Source organism: Chryseobacterium sp. C39-AII1 (assembly GCF_039672645.1).
Lineage (GTDB): Bacteria > Bacteroidota > Bacteroidia > Flavobacteriales > Weeksellaceae > Chryseobacterium.
Genome location: NZ_JBDFPQ010000004.1, coordinates 257,497 through 281,298, shown reverse-complemented (window position 1 = coordinate 281,298; position 23,802 = coordinate 257,497). Strand labels below are relative to the sequence as shown.

General features: G+C 34.6%; 22 protein-coding genes. 14 read left to right on the top strand and 8 right to left on the bottom strand.

Annotated features, from left to right (window positions below):
* Window positions 1-3 precede the first annotated feature (3 nt).
* From ABEG63_RS09335 to ABEG63_RS09320, 4 genes are all read left to right on the top strand, one after another.
* Complete coding sequence (locus tag ABEG63_RS09335) at window positions 4-681, top strand: response regulator transcription factor (RefSeq protein WP_346584286.1); 678 nt, start codon at window positions 4-6, stop codon at window positions 679-681.
* Entirely contained in the window at window positions 650-1,969 is a 1,320-nt protein-coding gene (locus ABEG63_RS09330; protein WP_346584285.1) for a HAMP domain-containing sensor histidine kinase, read from the top strand. The genes ABEG63_RS09335 and ABEG63_RS09330 overlap by 32 nt, the downstream gene beginning before the upstream one ends.
* Window positions 1,970-2,041: 72 nt before the next feature.
* A complete protein-coding gene (locus ABEG63_RS09325) occupies window positions 2,042-2,824 on the top strand; it encodes a phosphatase PAP2 family protein (RefSeq protein ID WP_346584284.1) in 783 nt (260 codons plus the stop codon).
* An 11-nt stretch (window positions 2,825-2,835) separates the two neighbouring features.
* Window positions 2,836-3,870, top strand: coding sequence for a sulfite exporter TauE/SafE family protein (locus ABEG63_RS09320; RefSeq protein ID WP_346584283.1), 1,035 nt, complete (start codon window positions 2,836-2,838; stop codon window positions 3,868-3,870).
* A 60-nt stretch (window positions 3,871-3,930) separates the two neighbouring features.
* On the opposite strand, the gene ABEG63_RS09315 is transcribed toward ABEG63_RS09320, so the two are convergent.
* Complete coding sequence (locus ABEG63_RS09315) at window positions 3,931-4,776, bottom strand: AraC family transcriptional regulator (protein WP_346584282.1); 846 nt, start codon at window positions 4,774-4,776, stop codon at window positions 3,931-3,933.
* 140 nt (window positions 4,777-4,916) lie between these two features.
* Here ABEG63_RS09315 and ABEG63_RS09310 point away from each other — a divergent pair, with 140 nt between their 5' ends.
* Window positions 4,917-5,885, top strand: a complete 969-nt coding sequence (locus ABEG63_RS09310; RefSeq protein ID WP_346584281.1) for a phytanoyl-CoA dioxygenase family protein — start codon at window positions 4,917-4,919, stop codon at window positions 5,883-5,885.
* A 101-nt stretch (window positions 5,886-5,986) separates the two neighbouring features.
* Here the strand turns inward: ABEG63_RS09310 and ABEG63_RS09305 are convergent, their stop codons facing one another.
* A complete protein-coding gene (locus tag ABEG63_RS09305) occupies window positions 5,987-6,796 on the bottom strand; it encodes an SDR family oxidoreductase (RefSeq protein WP_267403187.1) in 810 nt (269 codons plus the stop codon).
* A 122-nt stretch (window positions 6,797-6,918) separates the two neighbouring features.
* Entirely contained in the window at window positions 6,919-7,281 is a 363-nt protein-coding gene (locus tag ABEG63_RS09300) for a hypothetical protein (RefSeq protein ID WP_346584280.1), read from the bottom strand.
* 507 nt (window positions 7,282-7,788) lie between these two features.
* On the opposite strand from ABEG63_RS09300, the gene ABEG63_RS09295 reads away from it, so the two are divergent.
* The gene (locus ABEG63_RS09295; RefSeq protein WP_346584279.1) at window positions 7,789-9,168 is read left to right on the top strand and encodes a hypothetical protein; all 1,380 of its coding nucleotides are present in this window, start codon (window positions 7,789-7,791) and stop codon (window positions 9,166-9,168) included.
* Between the two features lie 156 nt (window positions 9,169-9,324).
* Here ABEG63_RS09295 and ABEG63_RS09290 read toward each other — a convergent pair whose 3' ends face one another.
* The gene (locus ABEG63_RS09290) at window positions 9,325-10,179 is read right to left on the bottom strand and encodes a nucleoside phosphorylase (RefSeq protein ID WP_312398298.1); all 855 of its coding nucleotides are present in this window, start codon (window positions 10,177-10,179) and stop codon (window positions 9,325-9,327) included.
* A gap of 18 nt (window positions 10,180-10,197) precedes the next feature.
* On the bottom strand, window positions 10,198-10,656 hold the full coding sequence (locus tag ABEG63_RS09285; RefSeq protein WP_346584278.1) for a hypothetical protein: 459 nt from the start codon (window positions 10,654-10,656) through the stop codon (window positions 10,198-10,200).
* A gap of 369 nt (window positions 10,657-11,025) precedes the next feature.
* Between ABEG63_RS09285 and ABEG63_RS09280 the strand changes: the two genes are divergently transcribed.
* The 3 genes from ABEG63_RS09280 to ABEG63_RS09270 all read left to right on the top strand — a co-directional run bounded on the left by ABEG63_RS09280 (window position 11,026) and on the right by ABEG63_RS09270 (window position 16,286).
* Complete coding sequence (locus ABEG63_RS09280) at window positions 11,026-12,852, top strand: cytochrome c peroxidase (RefSeq protein ID WP_346584277.1); 1,827 nt, start codon at window positions 11,026-11,028, stop codon at window positions 12,850-12,852.
* A gap of 320 nt (window positions 12,853-13,172) precedes the next feature.
* Window positions 13,173-15,329, top strand: coding sequence for an alkaline phosphatase PhoX (locus ABEG63_RS09275; RefSeq protein ID WP_346584276.1), 2,157 nt, complete (start codon window positions 13,173-13,175; stop codon window positions 15,327-15,329).
* Window positions 15,330-15,386: 57 nt separating this feature from the next.
* A complete protein-coding gene (locus ABEG63_RS09270) occupies window positions 15,387-16,286 on the top strand; it encodes a leucine-rich repeat domain-containing protein (protein ID WP_346584275.1) in 900 nt (299 codons plus the stop codon).
* A 124-nt stretch (window positions 16,287-16,410) separates the two neighbouring features.
* Here the strand turns inward: ABEG63_RS09270 and ABEG63_RS09265 are convergent, their stop codons facing one another.
* On the bottom strand, window positions 16,411-16,734 hold the full coding sequence (locus ABEG63_RS09265) for a translation initiation factor (protein ID WP_267403179.1): 324 nt from the start codon (window positions 16,732-16,734) through the stop codon (window positions 16,411-16,413).
* Window positions 16,735-17,325: 591 nt separating this feature from the next.
* Here ABEG63_RS09265 and gpmI point away from each other — a divergent pair.
* The 5 genes from gpmI (at window position 17,326) to ABEG63_RS09240 (ending at window position 22,654) form a co-directional block, all read left to right on the top strand.
* Window positions 17,326-18,867 (top strand): 2,3-bisphosphoglycerate-independent phosphoglycerate mutase, encoded by a 1,542-nt coding sequence (gpmI, locus tag ABEG63_RS09260; RefSeq protein ID WP_346584274.1) that lies wholly within the window; start codon window positions 17,326-17,328, stop codon window positions 18,865-18,867.
* A gap of 600 nt (window positions 18,868-19,467) precedes the next feature.
* On the top strand, window positions 19,468-20,448 hold the full coding sequence (locus ABEG63_RS09255; protein ID WP_267403177.1) for an acyl-ACP desaturase: 981 nt from the start codon (window positions 19,468-19,470) through the stop codon (window positions 20,446-20,448).
* Window positions 20,449-20,540: 92 nt separating this feature from the next.
* Entirely contained in the window at window positions 20,541-20,972 is a 432-nt protein-coding gene (locus ABEG63_RS09250; RefSeq protein ID WP_267403176.1) for a hypothetical protein, read from the top strand.
* Between the two features lie 105 nt (window positions 20,973-21,077).
* On the top strand, window positions 21,078-21,887 hold the full coding sequence (map, locus tag ABEG63_RS09245; RefSeq protein WP_312399197.1) for a type I methionyl aminopeptidase: 810 nt from the start codon (window positions 21,078-21,080) through the stop codon (window positions 21,885-21,887).
* The gene (locus tag ABEG63_RS09240) at window positions 21,887-22,654 is read left to right on the top strand and encodes a class I SAM-dependent methyltransferase (RefSeq protein WP_346584273.1); all 768 of its coding nucleotides are present in this window, start codon (window positions 21,887-21,889) and stop codon (window positions 22,652-22,654) included. The genes map and ABEG63_RS09240 overlap by 1 nt, the downstream gene beginning before the upstream one ends.
* Before the next feature lie 56 nt (window positions 22,655-22,710).
* Here ABEG63_RS09240 and ABEG63_RS09235 read toward each other — a convergent pair whose 3' ends face one another.
* Together ABEG63_RS09235 and ABEG63_RS09230 are read right to left on the bottom strand one after the other, a co-directional pair.
* A complete protein-coding gene (locus ABEG63_RS09235) occupies window positions 22,711-23,427 on the bottom strand; it encodes a T9SS type A sorting domain-containing protein (RefSeq protein WP_346584272.1) in 717 nt (238 codons plus the stop codon).
* A gap of 46 nt (window positions 23,428-23,473) precedes the next feature.
* A complete protein-coding gene (locus tag ABEG63_RS09230) occupies window positions 23,474-23,800 on the bottom strand; it encodes a multidrug efflux SMR transporter (protein WP_312399202.1) in 327 nt (108 codons plus the stop codon).
* Window positions 23,801-23,802: the final 2 nt, after the last annotated feature.

The following is a 23,802-nucleotide window of genomic DNA, read 5'->3' as shown; positions in this document are numbered from 1 at the left end:
AGAATGAAAATCTTAATTGTAGAAGACGAACCCGAACTGGCAAAAAGCATCGCAGAATATCTTTCCGGTGAAAATTACCTGTGCGAATTTGCCACCACTTTTCATCAGGCTTTTGAAAAAACCAAAAGCTTTATATACGACTGTATTTTGCTTGATATTTCTTTGCCCGACGGAAACGGAATGAAAATTCTTGAAGAGCTTAAAAAAGAAAACAAACAGGATGGCATCATTATTATTTCTGCTAAAAATGCCTTGGATGATAAAATTAAAGGGCTTCAGATTGGCGCAGATGATTATTTAACCAAACCTTTCCATTTATCGGAACTTTCGGCAAGAATTTATTCGGTAATTCGTAGAAAACAATTTAACAGCACTAATATTATCTTTCAGAATGAATTAAAGGTTGATCTGCTTTCTAAAACCGTTTTGGTGAATAATATTCTGGTTATTCTCACAAAAAAAGAATTTGATCTGCTTTTGTATTTTCTTGGAAATAAAAATAAAGTCATATCAAAAAGTGCTTTAGCTGAACATCTTTCAGGAGATTTTGCAGATATGCTCGATAATCATGATTTTGTATATGCTCATATTAAAAATTTAAAGAAAAAACTGAGCGATGCAGGATATGATAATTATCTGAAAACGGTATATGGAACAGGCTATAAATGGATTGCTAATTAATACCATGAAGAATCTTTTAACCAAAACTACCACACCGTTTCTTATTTACGTACTTATCGTTTTTGTGATAAGCATTCCCGTGTATTATGTAGTTGTGGATACCATTTGGCTAGATGAACTGGATGAGCATAATGAATTAATTGCTGAAAAATCTGCTTCTGAGTTAAATAAATTAAATGTTTCTGAAGCTGAGCTTGAAAACAGCATTGCTCTTTGGAATAAAATTCAGCCGGGAACAGATATTAAAAAAATTCCTTTTAACAATTTAAAAGTCGATAAAAGATATACTGTTGAAAGAAAACTGAATAATCAGGATAAAGAAGCGGAACGTTTCCGTTGTCTGCAGACGGTGGTTTACATTAAAAACAAACCTTATCTTTTTACCGTAGAAACCAATGTTGAGGAGACTAAGGAGACTGTAATTATGTTGGCAGTAACTACCATTTCTTTCTTTTTAATCATTGTCATCGGGTTATTAATTTTAAACCGAAGACTTTCCAACACGGTTTGGAAACCTTTTAACGACACCTTGAATAAACTGAAATCCTTTAATCTGAACGATCAGACAAATATTTCTTTCGAAAGAACCGATATCAAAGAATTTGAAGAATTAAACACTGCTTTGTCTAAATTGATCGATCATAATATTTCTGTATACAAAACCCAGAAAGAGTTTACAGAAAATGCCTCTCATGAATTACAGACTCCTCTGGCTATTCTGCAAAACAAGCTGGATATTCTTCTTCAGGATGAGAATATTACCGAAAAACAATATGTCATTATCGAAGAATTGCATTCTACTTTAGCCAGAAGTTCCAGAATTAATAAAAATCTTCTGTTACTGGCTAAAATTGAAAATCAACAGTTTGCACAGAATGAAATGTTTTTTTTGAATGAAATGCTTGAGCAAAGTCTTGATATTTTTAGTGAACATTTTGAGCAGAAAAGTATCAGCATTCAACAAAATATTAATGATGAGGTTAAAGTTTTTGCTAATAAAAATTTAACGGAAACACTTCTCAATAATTTGTTTGTAAATGCAATCCGTCATACGCCGACAGATGGTAGAGTATCTGTTAATCTTACCAAAAATAGCTTAGAAATTTCCAATTCGGGAAAAATTTCTTTATCTCCTGCTCAACTTTTTAAACGATTTTCAAAATCTTCACCAGACAGTAACGGAAGTGGTTTGGGATTGGCTATTATTAAAGAAATCTGCAACCGTCAGAACTGGAAAATCAGTTATCATTTTGAAAATAACTTTCACTTTTTTACCATCACCTTCTAAAATTCAAAATTTCTTCAAAATTGAGTCTGAACTTTGTGTCAATAATTAATATAAAAGACACAGAATTCACTTATGAGAAGTCTATTTCTAAGTCTGACAATGATGATTGTCGGTCCCGTTATTTATGCTCAGGACAGCCTTGCTGTTGACAGTATTCATCAAAGCCAATCTATTCCGGCTTTGCATTCTGAAGATAAAACTCATCAGTTTACCTATAAAAAGCTGATTGTTCCCGCTACTTTCATTACTTATGGAGTTGCAAGTTTGGGAATAAACAGCCTTAAAGAACTCAATTTTTCCACCAGAACGGAAATCAACGAACATCAGCCGGATCATATTAAGCTTGATAATTACTCACAGTTTGCGCCTGCCGCTTTGGTCTACGGATTAAATGCGCTGGGTGTAAAAGGAAAACATAATTTCAAGCAACGAACGATCATTTATGGTACTTCAATGTTGATTACTTCTGCCATTGTGGTTCCTTTGAAGCATATTGCCAAAGAAGAAAGGCCGGATCAATCGAATAATTTATCTTTTCCTTCAGGACATACGGCGATTGCGTTTGCATCTGCCCAATTTATGTTTAGGGAATACAAAGACACGAATTTTTTACTAGGAATTTCAGGTTATTCATTCGCTGTTTTCACAGGCATTTACAGAATGTTGAATGATAAGCATTGGTTTGGCGATGTGGTAGGCGGTGCAGGATTCGGGATTTTATCAACCGAACTGGCATATTGGCTTTATCCGAAAATTAATAATCTATTAGGCGGTAAAAAAGAAAAATCTCAAACGATGCTGATGCCTTATTATCAAAAAGGAAATGCAGGAATAGGATTTGTGAAAAATTTTTAAACAAAAACATTATGACATTTAATATCATCATACTATTTCTCGGAACTATTTTTGCCTTTTGGATCAGCGCAATTTGTGGTGGCGGGGCGAGTCTTATTTTAATTCCTATTTTAAATTTGCTGCTTCCGGGTTCTGTAGTTCCTTTTTCTTTAACGATCGGTACTTTTACGAGCTCGGTATCAAGAATTGCAGTGTTTAAGAAACACATCAAATGGCAAATTTTCTTTTGGTTTGTCCCGTTTTCTATTCCGGCTGTTTTGCTGGGCGCATGGCTGATTAAATTTGTAAACCCCAATTATCTTCAGCTTATTGTAGGTTTTTTCCTTATTGCCAATGTTCCTGAATTATTTAAATCGAAAAAGAAAGAACCGGAAAACCCAAAGCCTTACCCCAAATTTCTATTGATTATTATTGGATTTTGCGCAGGTTTTATTTCAGGAATTACTGGTGCAATCGGACTTCTTTTTAACCGTTTTTATTTAAGATTTGGCTTGAAAAAAGAAGAAATTGTTGCTACAAGAGCGATTAATGAAGTGTTTTTACATTTAATTAAACTGATTATTTACATATCGCTTGGGCTTTATTCAAAACCAGCGCTTTGGTTGGGATTAGCGATTGCTGTAGCAACAATTATTTCATCATATACCGTAAAATATATCCTTCCGTATTTAAGCGAATTTTTGTTTAAAAAAATAGGGTATGGGGCGATGGTAATTTCCGGAATCATGCTTTTGGCAGGAACTTCAGAGAAAATTATTCAGCAGGATAAAATTTCATTTTCAACAACCCATCAAAGTAAGGAATCTGAATCTGTTATTTCCCGGAGAAACACAGATTTTGTGATAGAATTTGCCTTTGACGATGGTTTTGAAGTTGAAAGACCTATAAAACCAGATGAATTACCTTCTCATCTTAAACATAAATATGATTCTTTACGACCGCATTACGACAATATTCATCTCGAAAAAGTATTTACCATTCAAAATGAACCTGCCTACGAATTTTATTGCTATAAAAACGGGGCGCTTACAAAGTTTGAAATCTAAATTATAATTTTTAAAGATGAGGTTAAATGATTTCTAGGGTGAAATTTTTTCATCTTCAAATCAATTAACCTTATTTTTCTTTTTAAACTCCGTTGGGGTTTCTCCCACAAGATTTTTAAATAATTTATTAAAATAAGAAATACTTTCAAACCCAACATTGTAAGCTATTTCAGCAACGCTTACATCACATAGCAATAATGTTTTTGCCTGATTGATTCTGTATTGATTTACAAAATCTGTAAACGTCATATTGGTCTGTTTTTTAAAGTAACGGCAAAATGCAGAAGTGCTGAGGTGAACCATTTCTGCAACCGCGTTTACATCTGGATTTTTATCATAATTTTCATGAATATAATTGTAAACAGTTCCCATTCTTACTTTATCATTCAGGAAAAATTTTACTCTTGTATCTTCGTTATTTAATTGCTCAAATTCATCCGAATTGGCGAGAATATTTAAAATATCAATCAATCCTAATAATCGGTCGAAAGATTTTAAATTTTGTATCGTTTTCAGCTTTTCAACGGCTTTCTCTTTTGTTTTTCCGTGAAATGAAAATCCGAGATGAGAACGTTCGAGCAGATTTTTAATATTTTCAAATTCAGGTGTGGAAATAATTGTGTTTTCAGGAAAATTTTCGTGAAGCTGAACGACAATTTGTTTGTATTCCGTTTCAATTCCATAATCAAAATTAAGATGGGGAATATTTGGTCCAATTAATACCAAATAACTTCCTACAAAGCCAGAAATATGTTTCCCGACATGACTGATTCCGTTGATGGCTTCTACATAAACCAACTCAATTTCAGGGTGATAATGCCAGAAAAAATAATTTCTGAAACTTGGCGTATGTATTTTAAATGATTGTTCTTTTTCAAATAAAATTAATTCTTTTTCAATTTTCATCTTGTTGTGTGTTTTTCATTTTAAGAACAAATTAACTAAAAAAAAGTCAATGGAGAGCAAGAATTTAGCATTTACGATTAATTCACTCAAAATTTTATTGCACAACTTTGCTTCATTAACAAATTAAAAATATAGAAATCATGGAAAAATTAGCAGAAACAGCACCAATGATGAATATGATGGGTGGAAAACAAGCAGATCCGGGAAATCCATCAACTTTAACGAAAAATAATCCTCAGCTTTTTAAACGAAAAAATAACGAACCGTTAAGAGTTTTATCTGAAGAAGATTGGAAATTCTGGATTGAAAACGGATATATCGTTATTAAGAATGCAATTTCGAAAGAGCAAGCGGCAAAAAGTGCAGCATTTCTTTGGGAATATGAAGGAAAAAAGGCAGATGATAAAGAGACATGGTACACCACGCCACAAACGGCGCATAAAATGAAAGAATTGAATAATGCCGGAATGGTGGAAGTTTATAATACTCCGATTTTATGGGAAAACCGTCAGGCACCGAGAGTTCATCAGGCGTTTGCAGATATTTGGGGAACTGAAAATCTTTGGGTAAGCATCGACAGAGCCAATTTGAACTTCCCAATTCGTCCGGGGTTTGAGTATAAAGGATTCATCCATTGGGATTACGATCCGGAGACGAAACCTCAGTACGTGCAAGGTGTTTTGGCATTGGCAGATCAGACTGATGAAAATATGGGAGGTTTCCAATGTATTCCAGAACTTTTCAGGGAATATGATACTTGGAAATTAACACAGCCTGAAGATAGAAACAGGTTCATTCCTGATACAACAGGATTTACACCCACAAAAGTAAAAATGGAAGCTGGAGATTTGTTGATTTTCAACAGTTCAGAACCTCATGGTATCCGAGCGAATAACAGTGATAAAGTAAGAGTGGCACAGTATATTTCAATGGTTCCGGCGGATGAAGAGAACGAAGAACTTCGTCAATGGAGATTAAATTCGTGGCATGACAGAATTTGTCCGGATGGTGACGGGTTCCCAGGAGATCCTTTGCAACGTGAAAAAAATTATCCGATTGCTGAACTTTCGGAATTGGGAAAAAAATTACTTGGACTTAACAAATGGTAATTTGACGAGGGCAGTGAAAGTTTTTCACTGCTTTTTTTGATATCAATAAAAAAACCGAAACAAATCTGCTTCGGTTTCATTTTATTTAAATAATTCTAGAATTATTCAGTATCATATTTACTGATTACTTTCTGAGTAACACCAGAGCTGCTGAATCCACCATCATGGAAAAGATTCTGCATCGTTACTTTTTTCGTAAGATCAGAGAATAAAGTTACACAGTAATCTGCACATTCTAGGGCAGTTGCGTTTCCAAGAGGAGACATATCTTCAGCATAGCCCAAGAAACCTCCGAAACCTTTCACGCCGCTACCTGCAGTAGTTGGAGTTGGAGACTGAGAAACTGTATTTACACGTACTTTTCTTTCGCCCCAATAGTTTCCGAAAGTTCTAGCGATACTTTCTAGATAAGCTTTGTTATCAGACATATCATTATAATCAGGGAACGTTCTTTGTGCAGCAATGTAAGTAAGCGCCAAGATGCTTCCCCATTCATTCATACAGTCTTTTTCATAAGCCACTCGCATTACTTTGTGGAAAGAAACTGCTGAGATATCCCAACCTTTTTCCAACCAATCGTAATTCATTTCTGTATAATGTTTTCCTTTTCTTACGTTGATAGACATCCCGATAGAGTGAAGGATGAAGTCGATTTTTCCAAATTTTGCAACAGCTGCATCAAAAAGCTTTTCAAGATCTTCAATAGAAGTAGCATCTGCACCAATAACTTCTGAACCAGTTTTTTCGGCTAAACCATTAAGTTCTCCCATTCTCAAAGCGATAGGAGCATTAGACAAAATAAATTCAGCACCTTCTTCATGACATCTTTCTGCAACTTTCCATGCGATTGATTGTTCATTAAGGGCTCCAAAAATAATTCCCTTTTTGCCTTTAAGTAAACCGTATGACATAATTTTTTAATGTTTATTAATATTACAAATGTAGCAATAATTTGTGTTTAGAGCATAATAAAAAACGGAGCCTTCTGTAAAAAGACTCCGTTTTTCTTGAAAATATTTATATGACTGAAATTTTAATTCGTTTTTTTGTTCCATTCAGCCTTCACATCCTCTGCTGCATCTTTGGTTTTTTCCCAAGCATCATTAGCTTTATCCTTGATGTCATCCCAGGCATCTGAAGCGTTATTCTTTACTCTGTCGAACCAATCTTCTTGTTGTGCTTCTTCATCATTTATTCTTTTTTCATTAATATAGTCTTTAGCTCTGTCAGCAAGTTCTTCAATTTTCCATTTTGCATTGTTTGCTGCGTCTTCTAAAGTGTTTTTCGTGTTATCAACTGCATTTTCTGCTTTGTTGTATTCAGAATTGTTCATAATAGTAAATATTTTATTGTGTGTTCTGATAAAATAAACAAGAACCATTCCTAAAATTTTCATTAGTTGTTAAAATTTTCCTAAAGTTTTTTATTCACTTATTATATAATATAGAATAACTGGAAAATTCACCATATTAATAATATGCTTTGAATAGTATTCTTATTGCCTATAATTCAGACATATTTAGTTTATGATTTTTAAATAACTCAACATTTTTGAAAATTTTTTACGTTTGCTCGACATTTTGTTGGCGTAAATGATAAAGTTTTTTGGCTGATTTGCTTTCAATAAATAGTGATAAATTTAATTTTAATCATTTTTATGTGATATTTTTTATTAAAAATGTAATTTTAATACACTTTAAAAAGAATTAAAACCTGCGTTTTAAGTAGATTTAATGCAGGTTTAACATATAATTAATATAACAATTTCATTCATTAAACAGTGATTAAATAACCGTTTACTCACTTAAAAGTGTTTTTATTGAAAAATATGTAAAAAATTAGCCTTTTTATTGAAAATTCTTATATTTGCAGTGTCAAGTAATAAATAATTAGGAATTCAGCAATGGAAAAAAAATCAATCCTTCAATCCGCTCTTATACTTTTTTTATGTAATACTTTTGCTTTTGCTCAAATAGGGATAGGTACGCCTAATCCGGATGCTTCAGCAATGTTACAAATCAGTTCAAAAAATAAAGGAGTTCTTTTACCAAGTATATCATTAACTTCATTAACAGATAATGCTACAATTCCTTCACCTACAGAAGGTCTTATGGTTTGGAATAACGGAACGGGAGGATTAACGCAAACAGGTTTCTATTACTGGAGTCAGGCTAAATGGAATATGCTTTCTGTAAATACGGGAGGAAGCGGAAACGGAATAAATGGAGGAGGATCTGGTAGTTCTACAGGTTGGAATACGACAGGAACAAACAGCGGAAATTATGCTGCTGAAAATACCGCATTGTCTTTAGGAACAAATACGTTGGATGATTTGGTTTTCAAAGTGAATTCTACGGTAATGGGAAGATTGGGAGTTTATAATTCTGTAAGTTTTGGAAATGGCGCGAATGCTTCACAAAACGGAATTGCTTTAGGGAATTCTAGCAGTGCCTATCAAGGGATTGCGATTGGTGTTAATGCGAAAGTAACTCAAAACCAATCGGTTGCAGTGGGAGAAAATACTAATGTTTCTGGTTTCAAGGCAACGGCAGTTGGTTATAATGCTAATGTAACAGTAAATGAAGCAACAGCAGTAGGGAATAATTCTACAGCTTCAGGTTTCCAGTCTACAGCAATTGGTTTCAACTCTAAAACAACAAAGAATGAATCAACAGCTATTGGGAATAACTCTCAGGCAGGGGGATTTCAATCAATTGCATTAGGTTTTAATGCTAAGACAAATAACAACAGCGAAACCGCTTTAGGATTTAATACCGTAACAAATAACGAAAATTCTACGGCGTTGGGTTCGGGAGCTTCGGCAACAGGACATTTTTCAACAGCAGTAGGATATAATGCCTCAACAACCCAGGCAAACGCCATCGTAATTGGTGATAATAATGCGAATGTGGGTATCGGAACTTCTACACCGAATACCTCTGCAAAATTAGATGTAAACGGACAGTATAAATTGGGAGACAAGGGAACAATTCAGAAAAACCAGGTAAGTTTTGAAGTTTGGCCAAGTGTTTCTATTAACAATTTGGCAGCAGGAAAATCTACAACATTGAATATTGCCATTCCTCAGGCATTACAATTGGCTTCTACAAGGGCTACCATCACGGTTACTCCGGCGGGTGATTTTGCAGGAAATTCAACTTTTGCAATCTCAAACCCGAGAATGACTTCAAGCTCAAATATTACAATCAATTTAAATAATATTTCTGGGAATGCAGAAAGCTTGTATTCAAGTCATTTTTATGTGACGGTGAATGAATTTTAAGATATAGAATTTATATATATTGATTTAATTTGGTTAGGAGGATTTCAGAATTCCTGAGATCCTTTTTTTTAATTTGTGTTAATAATCTTCAAAAAGCCCCGGACTTCAATGGAAATCCGGGGCTTTTATTATAGGTAAATATATCTTTAAAAAAGACTATTTAATAATTCTATCCAATACCCAAGTAATGAGGTTTTTCTCAGAAGCATGGTGATCTGCAGAGAATTCTCCACGTCTTCTGTTTGCGATTACGTTGTTTACAGTAATAGCTTTATGGCCTAATAATTTTGAAAGCGCATAAATAGCAGATGTTTCCATTTCGAAATTGGTTACTCCAAGTTCGTTCAATGTTTCAAGGAATTTATCATCCAAAGCCTTCAAACGAAGCTGTCTTCCCTGTGGTGCATAGAATCCCGGGAAAGTTGCTGTGTTTCCGTGGTATTTTGCATCTTTATAATAATCAGCGATATCTTCAGCCCAATCTGCAAAATAAAGCATCGGCTTGATTTTTTCGTAAGGAAATTTATCTAAAAAATTCTTTGAAAATTCGTTCTCAAAGCTGTAATCCTGATAGAAATGCATCAATCCGTCAAGACCCACCACATTTTGAGTTACCAGCATATTATCAACCTGAATATCCGGATTCACACTTCCGCAAGTTCCCATTCTGAAAAGCTCCAGCGACTTGTGTTCCGTTTTAAATTCTTTATTTTTAAGATCGATATTTACCAAAGCATCAAGCTCGTTCATCACGATATCAATGTTTTCTGTACCAATTCCGGTAGACATTACGGTAATTCTTTCGCCACGAAGCGTTCCTGTATGCGTATAAAATTCTCTTTTATTCTTTTTAATCTCCACTTTATCAAAAAAAGCAGAAACTTTTGCCACACGGTCAGGATCTCCTACAAGTACAATCTTATCGGCAATATCTTCCGGCAAAAGGTTTAAGTGATATACACTTCCGTCATCGTTCAGTACCAGCTCTGAAGCTGCAAGTTTGTTTAGCATAAAATATGTTTTTTTAGTTTAGTTTATAAAAATCGCCTCTTTGTAAGGGGTCGGTAGAAACTCCATGATAGAACCATATTCTTCTACAATTCTTTTTTGTCCATTAAAGACTTCATAAACCGTAAAGGTTGTTTTCTCAAAGTTTTTAGGGTCTTTTCGCTGTTGCGTTATCTCATAAAAATGATCGTCTTTTTTCAGTATCGAAACCAGTTCTTCTTTGGTAGAAGTGGTGTTGGCTTCCATCATTTTAGGGAAATCTCTGGCCACTTCAAGAATGGAAGTATAGTTTTTGTAAGGTTTTGTTATTCCTTTTGAATAAACATACACATTAGGAACATCTTTACCTTTCGGAAGTCGAAGCAAATAATAATCTTCGCCACGTTTTTCTGCGTAAACTGCCATTTCTTTTTTGCCTTGAGCGAATGAAAAAATGGAAAAAAGACTTCCTACAAAAGCCAATAATAGTTTTGTTTTCATAACAATATTTTAGTTTGATTAGTTCAATTTTAAAATCCTCCCCAATATTCCTTCCTCATTATTTTAAAACAGGCTTTGCTAGAATTCTTTGCCTTTTTAATGAATTAGTTTCGGGGTTTAAAATTAATAAAAATTCCTTTACCTCAGTTGTAAAGATGATTAATATGCTATATTCATTAAATTCTTTCATTAATTAATATAAAATTTAAGCTGATTTGCATCTATTTTATATTTAAGCATAATGGTTTTAATGTAAAATGAAATACGTTTGAGTGAATTACGGGCATCCTTCCATAAAATGTAAACATTATTTAATATAAAGTTAAAACACTCGTAAATGGCAAATGATAGTTTTGCGCAAAAAAATTAATGAGATCCTATCCTTTAGCTATTATTGTCCTTTTGATCGGCTTTGCCGTGATGTCTTTTAACCCGACTTACAAGGGAGTCGAAAGTGAAAATACCGTAGTAAATAAGGGATTAAGTGATTTTAAAACGAAATTAAATCAATTAAAATCAGATGTTTATGATTTTTCTGAAGATAGGATTTCATTAGAGAAACTTCGGGAATCATTGAGAAATACGAGAAATTCTTTCAAAGAAATAGAATTTTACATCGCTTATCATTATCCTGAATTTACAAAAACACATTTGAACGCCGCACCGTTATTTCATATTGAAGCAGCCGGAACTTCAGCTTATACTTTGCCTCCGGAAGGTTTGCAGGTTTTAGATGAATTGATTTTTTCGGATGAAGCAAGCGAAAACAAAGAAGAAATTAAAACGATCAGCGATTTTTTGTATAACAGCTATGCTAGTTTTTATTTAAGTTCGGTGAAAAACGGTCTAAGCAAAGGAAATAATAAAATGCTTCCGCTTAGAATCGAGCTGATCAGAATTTATACATTGGGTGTAACAGGTTTTGATACTCCGGGATCTTTAAATATTTCTGAAGAAGCCTCTCACGCGATGTTGGGAATCAAAAAATACATTAATGACGATCCTTATTTTAAAAATTACAATGTTCAGCAAGCCAATACCATTTTAACCGGCGCTCTTGATTATCTTTCAAAAAATACAGATTTTGAAAAGTTTGATAGAATTGAATTTTACAAAAAATATATTCAGCCTTTATACGAAGAATTTGGAAAATGGGATGGGAGAGCAGATGATCTGAAAGAATTTTCAGGTTGGAATGTCAACAGCAAAAACTTTTTCGGCAGTGATTTTCTGGATCCTTATTTTTATACTTTACTAAAATCTTCTGAAGATAATGTTGATTTGAAAAATTTAGGAAAAGAAATTTTTTACGATCAAAAGTTAAGCGACAACGGAAAAATGAGCTGTGCAACCTGCCATTTGCCTGAAAATGCTTTTACAGATTTGAAAACAAAATCTCAAAGCAATGTGGAAGGAAAAACAGTTCTTAGAAATTCACCATCGTTGTATAATGCAGTTTTTGCCAAGCGATTTTTCTATGATTTGAGAGCTTTTTATCTCGAACAACAGGCAGAGCACGTAATTTATAACGAAGATGAGTTTAATACAAGCTATGAAAGTATCATCAAAAAGTTAAAAACAAAACCTGAGTATAAAAAAGCATTTGCCAAAGCCTTCAAAGACGGAAAAGTTAGTAAAGAGAACTTTTCAAAGGCGTTGAGCTCTTATGTTGCGTCATTGTATTCTTTTGAAAGTGATTTTGATAAATTCATGAGAAATGAAAAGGAGGTTCCTGAGGACGTGAAAAAAGGATATAATTTATTTATGGGAAAAGCGAATTGTGCGACTTGCCATTTTGCACCACATTTTTCAGGATTGGTTCCGCCGTTTTTTAATGAAAATGAATCTGAAGTATTGGGCGTGACGAAAAAACCGATCAAACAAATGCCGATTGAATTGGATGATGATAAAGGAAGATTTAAAAGTCCGGTGAAAAAAGAGAATTCATGGATTTATGAAAATTCTTTTAAAACAGTAACGGTGAGAAATATTGCTTTAACGAAACCTTATTTTCATAACGGAGCGTTCAACACGCTGGAAGAAGTGCTGGATTTCTATAATGAAGGTGGAGGAGAAGGTTTAGGCTTAAAAATGAAAAATCAAACGTTGCCGCCGGATAAATTAGATTTAAGTGAAACAGAAATGAAACAGATTATCGCTTTCCTGAATTCTTTGACGGATGTGAGCAGAAAGTAATCAACAATCATTGAACTCGAAACAATCGAAGGATTTTTCTGAGATAAAAATATAGTTTTAGTTATTTAAATAAAAGTCGAGACGACTTTGCTGTAAAGAATGATCAATTCAATTTGGTCATTCTTTTTTTATTTAAAATGAATTTTGCACACCAAAAAGTGTCTTAATTTTTCAAAAGTTGCATTCTTAACAATTATTTAACTCCCTTAACATTGGCTTATTGATTAATTAATATTCTCCATATTTTATTTAAAATCCTATTAATAGAGGGTTCGGACTAATAAAATAGTTTTGCATAGTCTAATAAAATTAAGTAAAAAATGAACAGAAAACTATTCACGATTGCAGCTCTGGCTGTGATGACGAGTTCTGCGTTTCAGGCTCAGACTTTCATCTTCAACAAAAATTCTTCTTGGAGCTACAAAGACAACAATCAGGCACAGCCTTCTCAGTGGAAAGACAAAACGTATGATATTTCTACTTGGTCTTCAGGAAACGGACCATTAGGATACGGCGATCCTGTAACTACACAAACTGCAACGGGACTTATCACGGCTTATTTTGCAAAAGATATTACGGTAAATCTTGCCGATCTTACCGATAATATGGAAATGGGAATCATGAGAGATGATGGTATCGTGGTTTATCTTAACGGGGAAGAAATCATCAGAGATAATATGCCGACGGGAGTTATTGATTTCAATACCTGGTCTAGCACAACAATCGATGGTGCTGCAGAAAATACATACAATCTTTTTACCATTCCAAAGGCTAAATTCGTAAACGGAACCAACAGAATTTCTATCGAATTGCACAACAGAGGCGCTACGAGTTCAGATTTAAGAATCGATGCTTATCTTAAAACAACGGGACCTGTTGTGGTGAACCCTTCAACGTGTAATGCGGCTCACATCAGCTGTTTTACTTCTATTGTTCCTACAGCTCAGACGGGGAAATTAATTATTCCTGCTGAACACAAGTATCAAATGATCCTGAAAGAAGGTGATAATTATACAGAAGGCGGAGGTCTAGTAGGTGGACAAAACGACTTTACAGCGTATGTTGCTAAAAACGGAAGCAGTACTAACGGCTATCTTTCTGTAAACCATGAAACGAATCCGGGTGGCGTAACAATGGCTGAAATCAACTATAATCCTACTTCAAAACTTTGGCAATTGTCGAGATCGAGAGCCGTAAGTTTCTCAGATCCTAGTTTGGTTCAAACCATCAGAAACTGTTCGGGAGGTATTACACCTTGGGGAACCATCATTACAGCTGAAGAGCAAACTACTTCAGCCGATGTAAACGGAGATGGAATGAAAGATTACGGATGGTTGGTAGAGATAGATCCTGCGACAGCTCAGGTTATTTCTAAAAATGCAGACGGAACTAAAGGTAAACTTTGGCAAATGGGAATAATGAACCATGAAAATGTGGTTATCAACAATGCCGGAACTATCGCTTATTACGGTGAAGACGGCGGAACTCACATGGTTTATAAATTTGTTGCAGATACGCCAAATGACCTTTCTTCAGGAGATCTGTATGTATTAAAATTAGATCAGGGATTAACAACAGCGGGCGATCCTGTGGGAACAACAGCAACCTGGCTTCAGGTTCCTAATAAACTGAAAGCCGATCAAAATAATACAGCTTCAGCAGCTCAAACGGTAGGTGGAACAAGATTTAACGGAGTAGAAGATGTGGATATCAGCCCGATCGACGGGAAGATTTATTTCACGGCAAAAGGTTTAGACAGAGTGTATCGTCTACAAGACAACGGAGCTACCGCTTCTCAGGTTGAAACTTTCGTAGGTGGAGCTTCTACAACATATTCTTTCGACACTGCTCAGGGAGTGAAAACGGAAGCTTGGGGCGACGGAAACGATAATCTTACATTTGATGAGCTTGGAAACCTTTGGGTATTGCAGGATGGTGGTAAAAACTACATCTGGGTCATTGCTCCGGATCATACTGCGGCAAATCCTAAAGTGAAATTATTCGCTTCTATGCCGGCAGGTTCTGAACCAACAGGTTTAACGTTCACGCCAGATCATAAATTTGGATTCTTCTCAGTTCAGCACCCGAACTCGACGATCTCTACAGATATTGACGCTACGGGAAACACTATTGATTACAAAGGAAAATCTGCAACAATGGTAATTGCTCTGAAAAATAATTTAGGAACAGAAAGCGTATTAGGAACAATTGATAATCAAGCAACGGAAAATACAATAACAGTTGCTCCGAATCCAACTTCTGGATTGGTGAAAATCAATTCTGCAAAAGGATTGAAAGACATTTCGGTAACTGCTTACAGCATGGACGGTAAAATTGTTTTCACGAAAAAATTCTCAGGAACTAATAAAGTTTTAGATCTGGATTTCACATCTCAGCTTGAAGCTTCTCGTATTTTAGTTTTAAATATCGAAGCAGAAGGAGGTTTCCAGAAAACCGTAAAACTTGTAAAGAAATAGTTATTAATAATTTTTTGGCTGCCGGTAATTGTTATCGGCGGCCAATTTTTCTTTTTTATGAAAAAATTTTTAGTATTCGCAGCCGTTTTATCACTTTTCTCAGCAAAAGCACAGATTGATCCTGTAAAATATCCAACCTACACCAATATCGATGATGCTTTAAAAAGTAATCAAACTATTTACAGCATGAGTTTCAGAGGGAAAACAATGTTTAATCTTCCGACTGAAATTCAAAAATTGAGTTCCATTTTTTTTCTGAATCTGATGGAAAATAAGTTTGAAAAAATGGATGAATATATTTTTAAACTAAAAGAACTGACGATTTTAAATGTAAGTGAAAACAACATCAAATTTATTCCCGATGAAATTGGCGAACTTCAAAAACTGGAAAGTTTTTCGATGAGTTTGAATAGTTTGACAAGCATTAACCCGAATCTTGCTAAACTTCAAAAATTAAAATTCATTCATCTGGATGCCAATAATTTGAATGTTTTTCCGGAAGCGCTGATGAAAATTCCGTCTTTAGAAGAAATTAACCTGCAGGGAAACCAGATCAGTTTTATTTCGAATCATTTAGATGATATTTCAAATCTGAAATCACTAAATCTTTCAGCTAATCAAATCAATGATTTAGGCGATTTATCGTTTCCAAAACAACTAAAATATCTGGAATTACAACAAAATTCAATTGCTAAACTTCCCGACGGTGTTTTCGATGTTAAAAATCTTGAATATTTAAATGTAAGCAATAACAATATCAAACAGATCTCAACAAAAATAAAAGGGTTGAAAGGTGTTGTAAGTATGAATTTGGCAAATAATGATTTAAAAGATCTTCCAGCCGAATTTTCACAATTGAAAAATCTTAAAACATTAATATTAACGGGAAATCCAATGGCAAAAACAACCATTGAAAAATTAAAAGCAATGATGCCGGAAACAAAAATTTATTTCTAAATCAACATATATTTAACAATATTTAATTGATCTAAATTCAATCTAACTTTCACGCACTTGACTCTTCTTACCTTTGCCTTTTTACTTCTAAAAATAAAATAATTAGGATTGAGCTGACATTAATTTATCCGCCAACTCTTTTGGTTTTATACCCCATTTCTTTAAGGATATTCATTATTTTATCACGATTATCGCCTTGAATAATAATCGTTCCATCCTTTTCAGAACCGCCGATTCCTAAGGTGGTTTTTATTTTTTTTGAGATATTTTTCAGCTCTTCCTCACTTCCTTCCCAACCTTCAACAATCGTTACAGGTTTTCCGTTTCTTCCTTTTTTCTCAAACTTGCATACCAAAGGCTCTTTCTGCTTGAATTGCTCTTCAGGCATCTCAAAATCCTGCTCTTCATGCTCAGGAAAAAGGTTTTTTAGTTGATCTCTTAAATCCATAAAGCAAAAATAATAATTATTTAGCTGGTAAAAAAGCAAAAAAATATTGAATTTTTGAAGTCAGCCTTCTTGAAATACTTGATAAAACTCTAACACTCAAAACACACTAGCGCTCTCAAACTTTTCAGGAGCTATTTCCCGCTTTCGCTACTCGCTTTTTCTAGATTTGGCTCGGCGGCGAAGCCGCCGAGCCAAATCTAGAAAAGAGCTCAAACATGCCGCTCAATCGCGACTAGGAATGCAGTTTGTAATTCAAATATTTGTAAATATTCAAAAGTTATCTTCCTTTCAAAATACAAACTATGAACCTCATAGGTTTCAAAAAACTATGAGGTTTGAATCGATAATAGATCTTAATATTTAAAGAAGAAATAAACACAAAATTTGTCATCCTGTAAGGATCTAAGCAATAATTTCTTCATATGATTTTCGGATACTACACATAGATTCCTTCGAGGATGACAAACCGTATAAACTATTAAATCAAAAATGTAAAATCACTGCAATATCCGCTGTTAATAAAAATTAAAACGTTTCAAATTATTAATTTCATTATAAATTAAATAAATTTGTATTACAAAAGTTTACATAATGTCGAAAAAAGCAATATTAGCGATCCTTGACGGATGGGGATTGGGTATGAATCCGGACGTTTCTGCACTAGATAAAGCAAACACACCTTTTATAGATAGCTGTCTTAAAAATTTTCCGCACACAACGCTTGAAGCAAGTGGTTTGGCGGTAGGTCTTCCTGCCGGACAAATGGGAAATTCTGAAGTAGGACACATGAATCTTGGCGCTGGAAGAGTAGTTTACCAAAACTTGGTAAAACTGAATATGGCCGTAGAAAGCGGTACTCTTGGGCAGGAAAAAGTAATTCAGGATGCCTTTGAATATGCTAAAAGAGAAAATAAAAAAGTACACTTTATCGGTTTAGTTTCAAACGGAGGAGTGCATTCACATATCAACCATTTAAAAGGTCTTTTAACGGCTGCTCACGAATCTGGCTTGGATGAAAATGTTTTCGTTCACGCTTTTACAGACGGTCGCGACTGTGATCCGCACTCAGGATTAGGTTTCATTGAAGACCTTCAAAATCACATGGGAAAATCTGTCGGAAAGCTGGCTACGGTTATCGGTCGTTACTACGCGATGGACAGAGATAAAAGATGGGAGCGTGTAAAGTTGGCGTATGATGCCATGGTAGAAGGTGTTGGGTTGGAAACAACGGATGAATTAGGTGCTATTAAAGCGTCTTATGATAACAGCGTTACCGATGAATTCTTAAAACCAATTATTTTAGTGAACACAACAGAAACCGGAAACGTTGTTCCTGTGGCTAAAATTGTTGATAATGACGTGGTAATAAGCTTCAATTTCCGTACAGACAGAGGTCGTGAAATTACAGAAGTACTTTCTCAGCAGGATTTTCCTGATTATTTCATGAGAAAACTCAACCTTTATTATATTACATTAACGAATTACGATAAAACATTCCAGAATGTACACGTTGTTTTTGACGAAAATGTATTGGAGGAAACCATGGGAGAGGTGTTGGAAAGACACAACAAAACCCAAATCAGAATCGCTGAAACAGAAAAATATCCTCACGTAACGTTTTTCTTTTCCGGAGGTAGAGAAGAAGAATTTAATGGAGAGAAAAGATTGCTTTGTCCGAGCCCGAAAGACGTTCCGACTTACGATCTGAAGCCTGAAATGTCAGCTTACGATATCACCAACGCTATCGTTCCTGAATTAGAAAATGGAACTGCAGATTTTGTTTGTTTAAATTTCGCCAATACCGATATGGTTGGTCACACAGGCGTTTTTTCAGCGGCAGTAAAAGCGGCAGAGGTTGTTGACAGCTGTATCGAAAAAGTAGCAACAGCAGCTTATGAAAACGGGTATGCGGTTTTCATCTTGGCAGACCACGGAAACTCAGACGTAATGATTAATCCTGACGGAACACCAAACACTCAGCATTCAACCAATTTGGTTCCTTTTATCGTGATGGATAAAGAGCACACTTGGAATCTGAAACCTGGAAAATTAGGAGACGTTGCTCCAACCATTCTAAAAGTAATGGGCGTAGAAATTCCGGAAATTATGACTGGAGATATTTTAGTGAGCTAACCGAATTTATTTTTTTTTAAAGCTATTTGATTACATCGAAAAGCTGCTTTTAATTTTTTATTTGAAGCTTTTTCCCGCTTGAAATTTATGCTGAGCGAAGTCGAAGCACTATATCTTTTTCGCCAGCGCTTTTTTCAAGCATTTCAGAAAAAGGATGCCGTTGCAATCGGGGCTAGGTTTTCAGCCGTTCATTAAAATATTCGAAAATATCCATAAAGTTTGTTATCCTGAAAGCATCGAGGCATAGTATTAGAAAACAAACTGGAAATATTCGAGCTTAGATCCTTCTAGGATGACAACTTTGAAAAATAAAAGTTTAAAGAATGAAACCTTTGAGATCTTAGTTAAATGAAAACGCCTTTGTGAACTTAAAAAAGTATAGTAGTTTTAAAAAAAACTTTGCGAGCTTTGCGTTCAAATTCAATTTAAAATTAAAAATCATTTTAGTTAGCTAAAATTGAATAATATTAAAGAAAAAATGCCGTTATAATTTGTATAACGGCATTTTTTTATGATTAATATCAGACAGAATTAACATAATATTATGGCATAAATAATAAATAAATTTTTAACTTTGTAAATTGAAATCAAAATTGTACGATGTATCAGAACCTAGTAAGGAAAGAAGTAATGGGTATTTTAGGGAAAGAAGTTGGTTCTTTTCTAGATAAGTTTTTAACACCAATTGAAAAAATATGGCAGCCATCCGATTATCTTCCAGATCCATCAAGTGATGATTTTAAATATGATTTAGAAGAAATTCAGACTTTTGCACGTGAAATGCCTTATGATCTTTTCGTAACACTTATTGGTGACTGTATTACAGAAGAAGCTTTGCCTTCTTATGAATCTTGGTTAATGGGTGTAGAAGGTATTGATCAGGAAGAAAATGCTGTAGGATGGGCAAGCTGGATAAGATCTTGGACGGCTGAAGAAAACAGACACGGAGATCTTCTAGGTAAGTATCTTTATTTATGTGGAAGGGTAAATATGAGACAGATGGAAATCACGACTCAATACCTTATTAGTGATGGTTTTGATATCGGTACCAGTATGGATCCTTACCGAAATTTTGTGTATACAAGTTTTCAGGAAACAGCAACTAATATTTCTCACAGAAGAGTAGGAACATTAGCTAAACAAACAGGAAATGGAAAATTGGCTAAAATGTGTGGCGTAATTGCTGCAGACGAGGCCAGACATGCTAAAGCATATAAATATTTCGTATCTAGAATTCTTGAAATTGATCCTTCAGAAATGATTATCGCTTTTGAAGACATGATGCGAAAGAAAATCGTAATGCCGGCGCATATGATGAGACAATCGGGGCAGAAAGCTGGTGAACTTTGGGAGCATTTCTCAGATGCTGCACAAAGATGTATGGTATACACAGGTCAGGATTACATTAATATTATGAAAGATCTATTGGATGAATGGAAAATTGAGCACATAAAAGGGCTTAATGAAAAGGCAGAAAAAGCTCAGGAATATCTAATGAAACTACCGGGAAGATTACAGAAAATCACAGATAGAATTTCTACTCCGGATCTTCAGTTTCAGTTCAATTGGGTGAAAGATTAGTTCCATATTATCATTAAATTATAAAAGAGGAGTGCTAGAGTTTTTTGGCACTCTTTTTATTTCTTATCTTTGCAAAGCTAAAAAAAGACAAAATGTTAAATAATAAAAAAATTGCGGTGGATTTTGACGGAACTATTGTTGATGATGCATATCCGGCAATTGGGAAAGCTAAAATATTCGCGTTCGAAACATTAAAAAGACTTCAGGCAGAAGGGTTTCGATTAATTCTTTGGACTTACAGACACGGGAAAACGCTAGACGAAGCAGTAGAATTCTGCAAACAAAACGGAATTGAGTTCTATGCTGTAAATTCAAGTTTTGAAGGAGAAGTTTTTGACTCGGCTAATCAATCAAGAAAATTAGATGCAGATTGGTTTATTGATGATAGAAATTTAGGAGGATTCCCAGGTTGGGGTGAGATCTACAATATCATTCAGGAGAGAATAGAATTCCGTGTAGAAGGCAAAGAAGTTTTAGCCTATTCAAAGCTTAAAAAAGAAAAGAAAAAAGGGTTATTCTGGTAGAATATCCGATGTAGCAATTTAGCAATATAACAATCTACCAATCAGCATAGGCACATCATTGTTACACTGATACACTGTTATATTGTTACATTTATAAATTAGAACATGATTCAATTAAAAACAATAGACGAGTTACGTCTTATGAAGGAAAGTGCTCGTTTGGTTTCAAAAACATTAGGAATGTTGGCGAAAGAGATCAAACCGGGTATCAATACTTTGCATTTAGATAAATTAGCACACGATTTTATTAAAGATCACGGTGCTGAACCTGCATTTTTAGGATACGGTGGTTTCCCGAATTCTTTATGTATTTCTCCAAACGATCAGGTGGTTCACGGTTTTCCGAATAAAGATATCGTGAAAGAAGGTGATGTACTTTCTGTTGATTGTGGAGTTATTTTGAATGGTTTTGTAGGAGATCACGCTTACACTTTTGAAATCGGTGAAGTGGCTCCTGAAACTAAAAAGCTTTTAAAAGTTGCGAAAGAATCTCTTTATAAAGGGATCGAACAATGTGTAAGAGGAAAGAGAATCGGAGATATTTCTCACGCGATCCAGGCTCACTGTGAAAAAGAAGGATATGGAGTGGTTAGAGAGCTTGTAGGTCATGGTGTTGGTAGAAAAATGCACGAAGATCCTCAGGTTCCGAACTATGGAAGACAGGGAAGTGGTAAAGTGATCAAAGATGGTTTGGCAATTGCGATCGAACCGATGATTAACCTTGGAACTGAAAAAGTGAAATTCCATGATGATGGTTGGACGGTGACTACTTTAGATAACAAACCTTCTGCGCATTTCGAGCACGATGTAGCGGTAATCAACGGTAAGCCGGTATTGCTTTCTACATTCCAATATGTTTACGAAGCATTGGGAATTGTAAGTGATGAAGAAAAAGCTTTCCAATTGGATTTTTAATGAAAAAAGTCACTAAACTTTTATTAAATAAAATTCCACGTCCGATGCTGATTAAAATGAGCATTTGGGCGCGACCTCTTATTTATCAGTTTTTTAAAGGTGATAAATTTCAGGATCCTATTGATGGTAGATATTATCGCAAGTTTCTTCCTTACGGATACGGAAATCAGCGTGAAAATGCACTTTCTCCCGGAACGTTAAGCTTGGAAAGACATCGCCAAATGTGGCTGTATCTTCAAAACGAAACAGACTTTTTCATTAAAAACTATAAAGTTCTTCATATTGCTCCAGAACAGGAATTTTTGAGGAAGTTTAAAAGAATGAAAAATCTGGATTATATTTCTGCCGATTTATTTTCTCCGATTGTTGACATAAAAGCAGACATTCTGGATCTTCCGTTTGAAGATGAAAGTTTTGATATTGTTTTTTGTAATCACGTTTTAGAGCACATTGAAGACGATGCAAAAGCGATGAGCGAATTGTATAGAGTGATGCGAAAAGGAGGCTGGGGAATTCTTCAGGTTCCAATGAAAAACTCATTGGAAAAAACCTATGAAGATTTTAGCATAAAAGATCCGAAGGAAAGACAGAAACATTTTGGACAGTACGATCACGTCCGCTGGTACGGAATGGATTATTTCGATCGTTTAAGAAAAGCAGGCTTTGAAACAGAACCTAACTTTTATTCACAAAAATTCTCCACAGAGGAAATCAAAAAATACGGACTAAGAACGAATGAAATTCTTCCCGTTGTTTTTAAGAAATAAAACAAAAACACGTCTCCAATTCGGAAGACGTGTTTTTTATTAATTTGATAGAAGTTTTAATTTTTAATAAAAGTTTGCCCTTTATGATTTTCTACAGACAAAATATATTGCCCTTTTGGTAAATCATTGGTGTTAATTTTAGTTTTACCATCAGTCGTTTTACCTTCTTGAACTAATTTCCCTGAGAAATCATAGATTTTTATAGATAAGTTTTTAGAAACATTATCAATGGTTAATTCCTCTTTTACAGGATTAGGATAAGCTGAGAAAGTTTTGTTTTTAGAAGCCGTTTCGCTTGTTCCCAATACACCAATCGCAACGCCATCATAATAAAACTTATCACCTAAAGGAGCTGTCATAATCAATGTCTTTGTATTTCCATTCGTTTGAATTTCATAATGGTAAAATGCTCCATTGGTTCCATCATTGTAAAGATTACAGTTTTTTTGATCATAATCAATTACCGCAGTTGCATTTGTACCGTTATAAACTGTTGAAGTACAGCCTCCCGAAGATTTGGTGATGTAAGTACTTCCAGACATGGTATTGAAACCCAAGGTAGAAGTATTCACATAATTTGAACTAAAAGTAAAACTTGTACCTCCGTTTGCCACAAAAGTTGAGGCTGGAATCGGGCCATCTTTAGCAGGTGCATTCGTTGTCTGTCCGCTGTTAGTTACCATTTTGGTCATGTACCAATTGTAAGAGAGCAAATCTGAGGTTTGTGCAGATAATAAACCTCCCGTTAGTAGTAATAATAAAGCTTTTTTCATAACTTAAAAATTTTCACTAAGATATGAAAAATTAATAATTCTTTACTTAGTGAGAAACAAATTTTAATCCAATTACAGATCCTACTAATGTTATGATGAAAAATATTCTCCAGAAGCTTACCGGGTCTTTAAAGAAAAAAATGCCCATTAAAACGGTTCCGACGGCGCCAATCCCGGTCCAGACTGCATAAGCGGTTCCGATAGGTAAAGTTTGTGTCGCTTTGATTAACAATAACATACTTACCGTTAAAGAAATAAGAAACCCCGCAAACCATAAATACATAATGTTTCCAGAAGTTTCCTTTACTTTTCCTAAACATGAGGCAAATGCTACTTCAAATAATCCCGCGATAATTAAGATAATCCAATTCATTT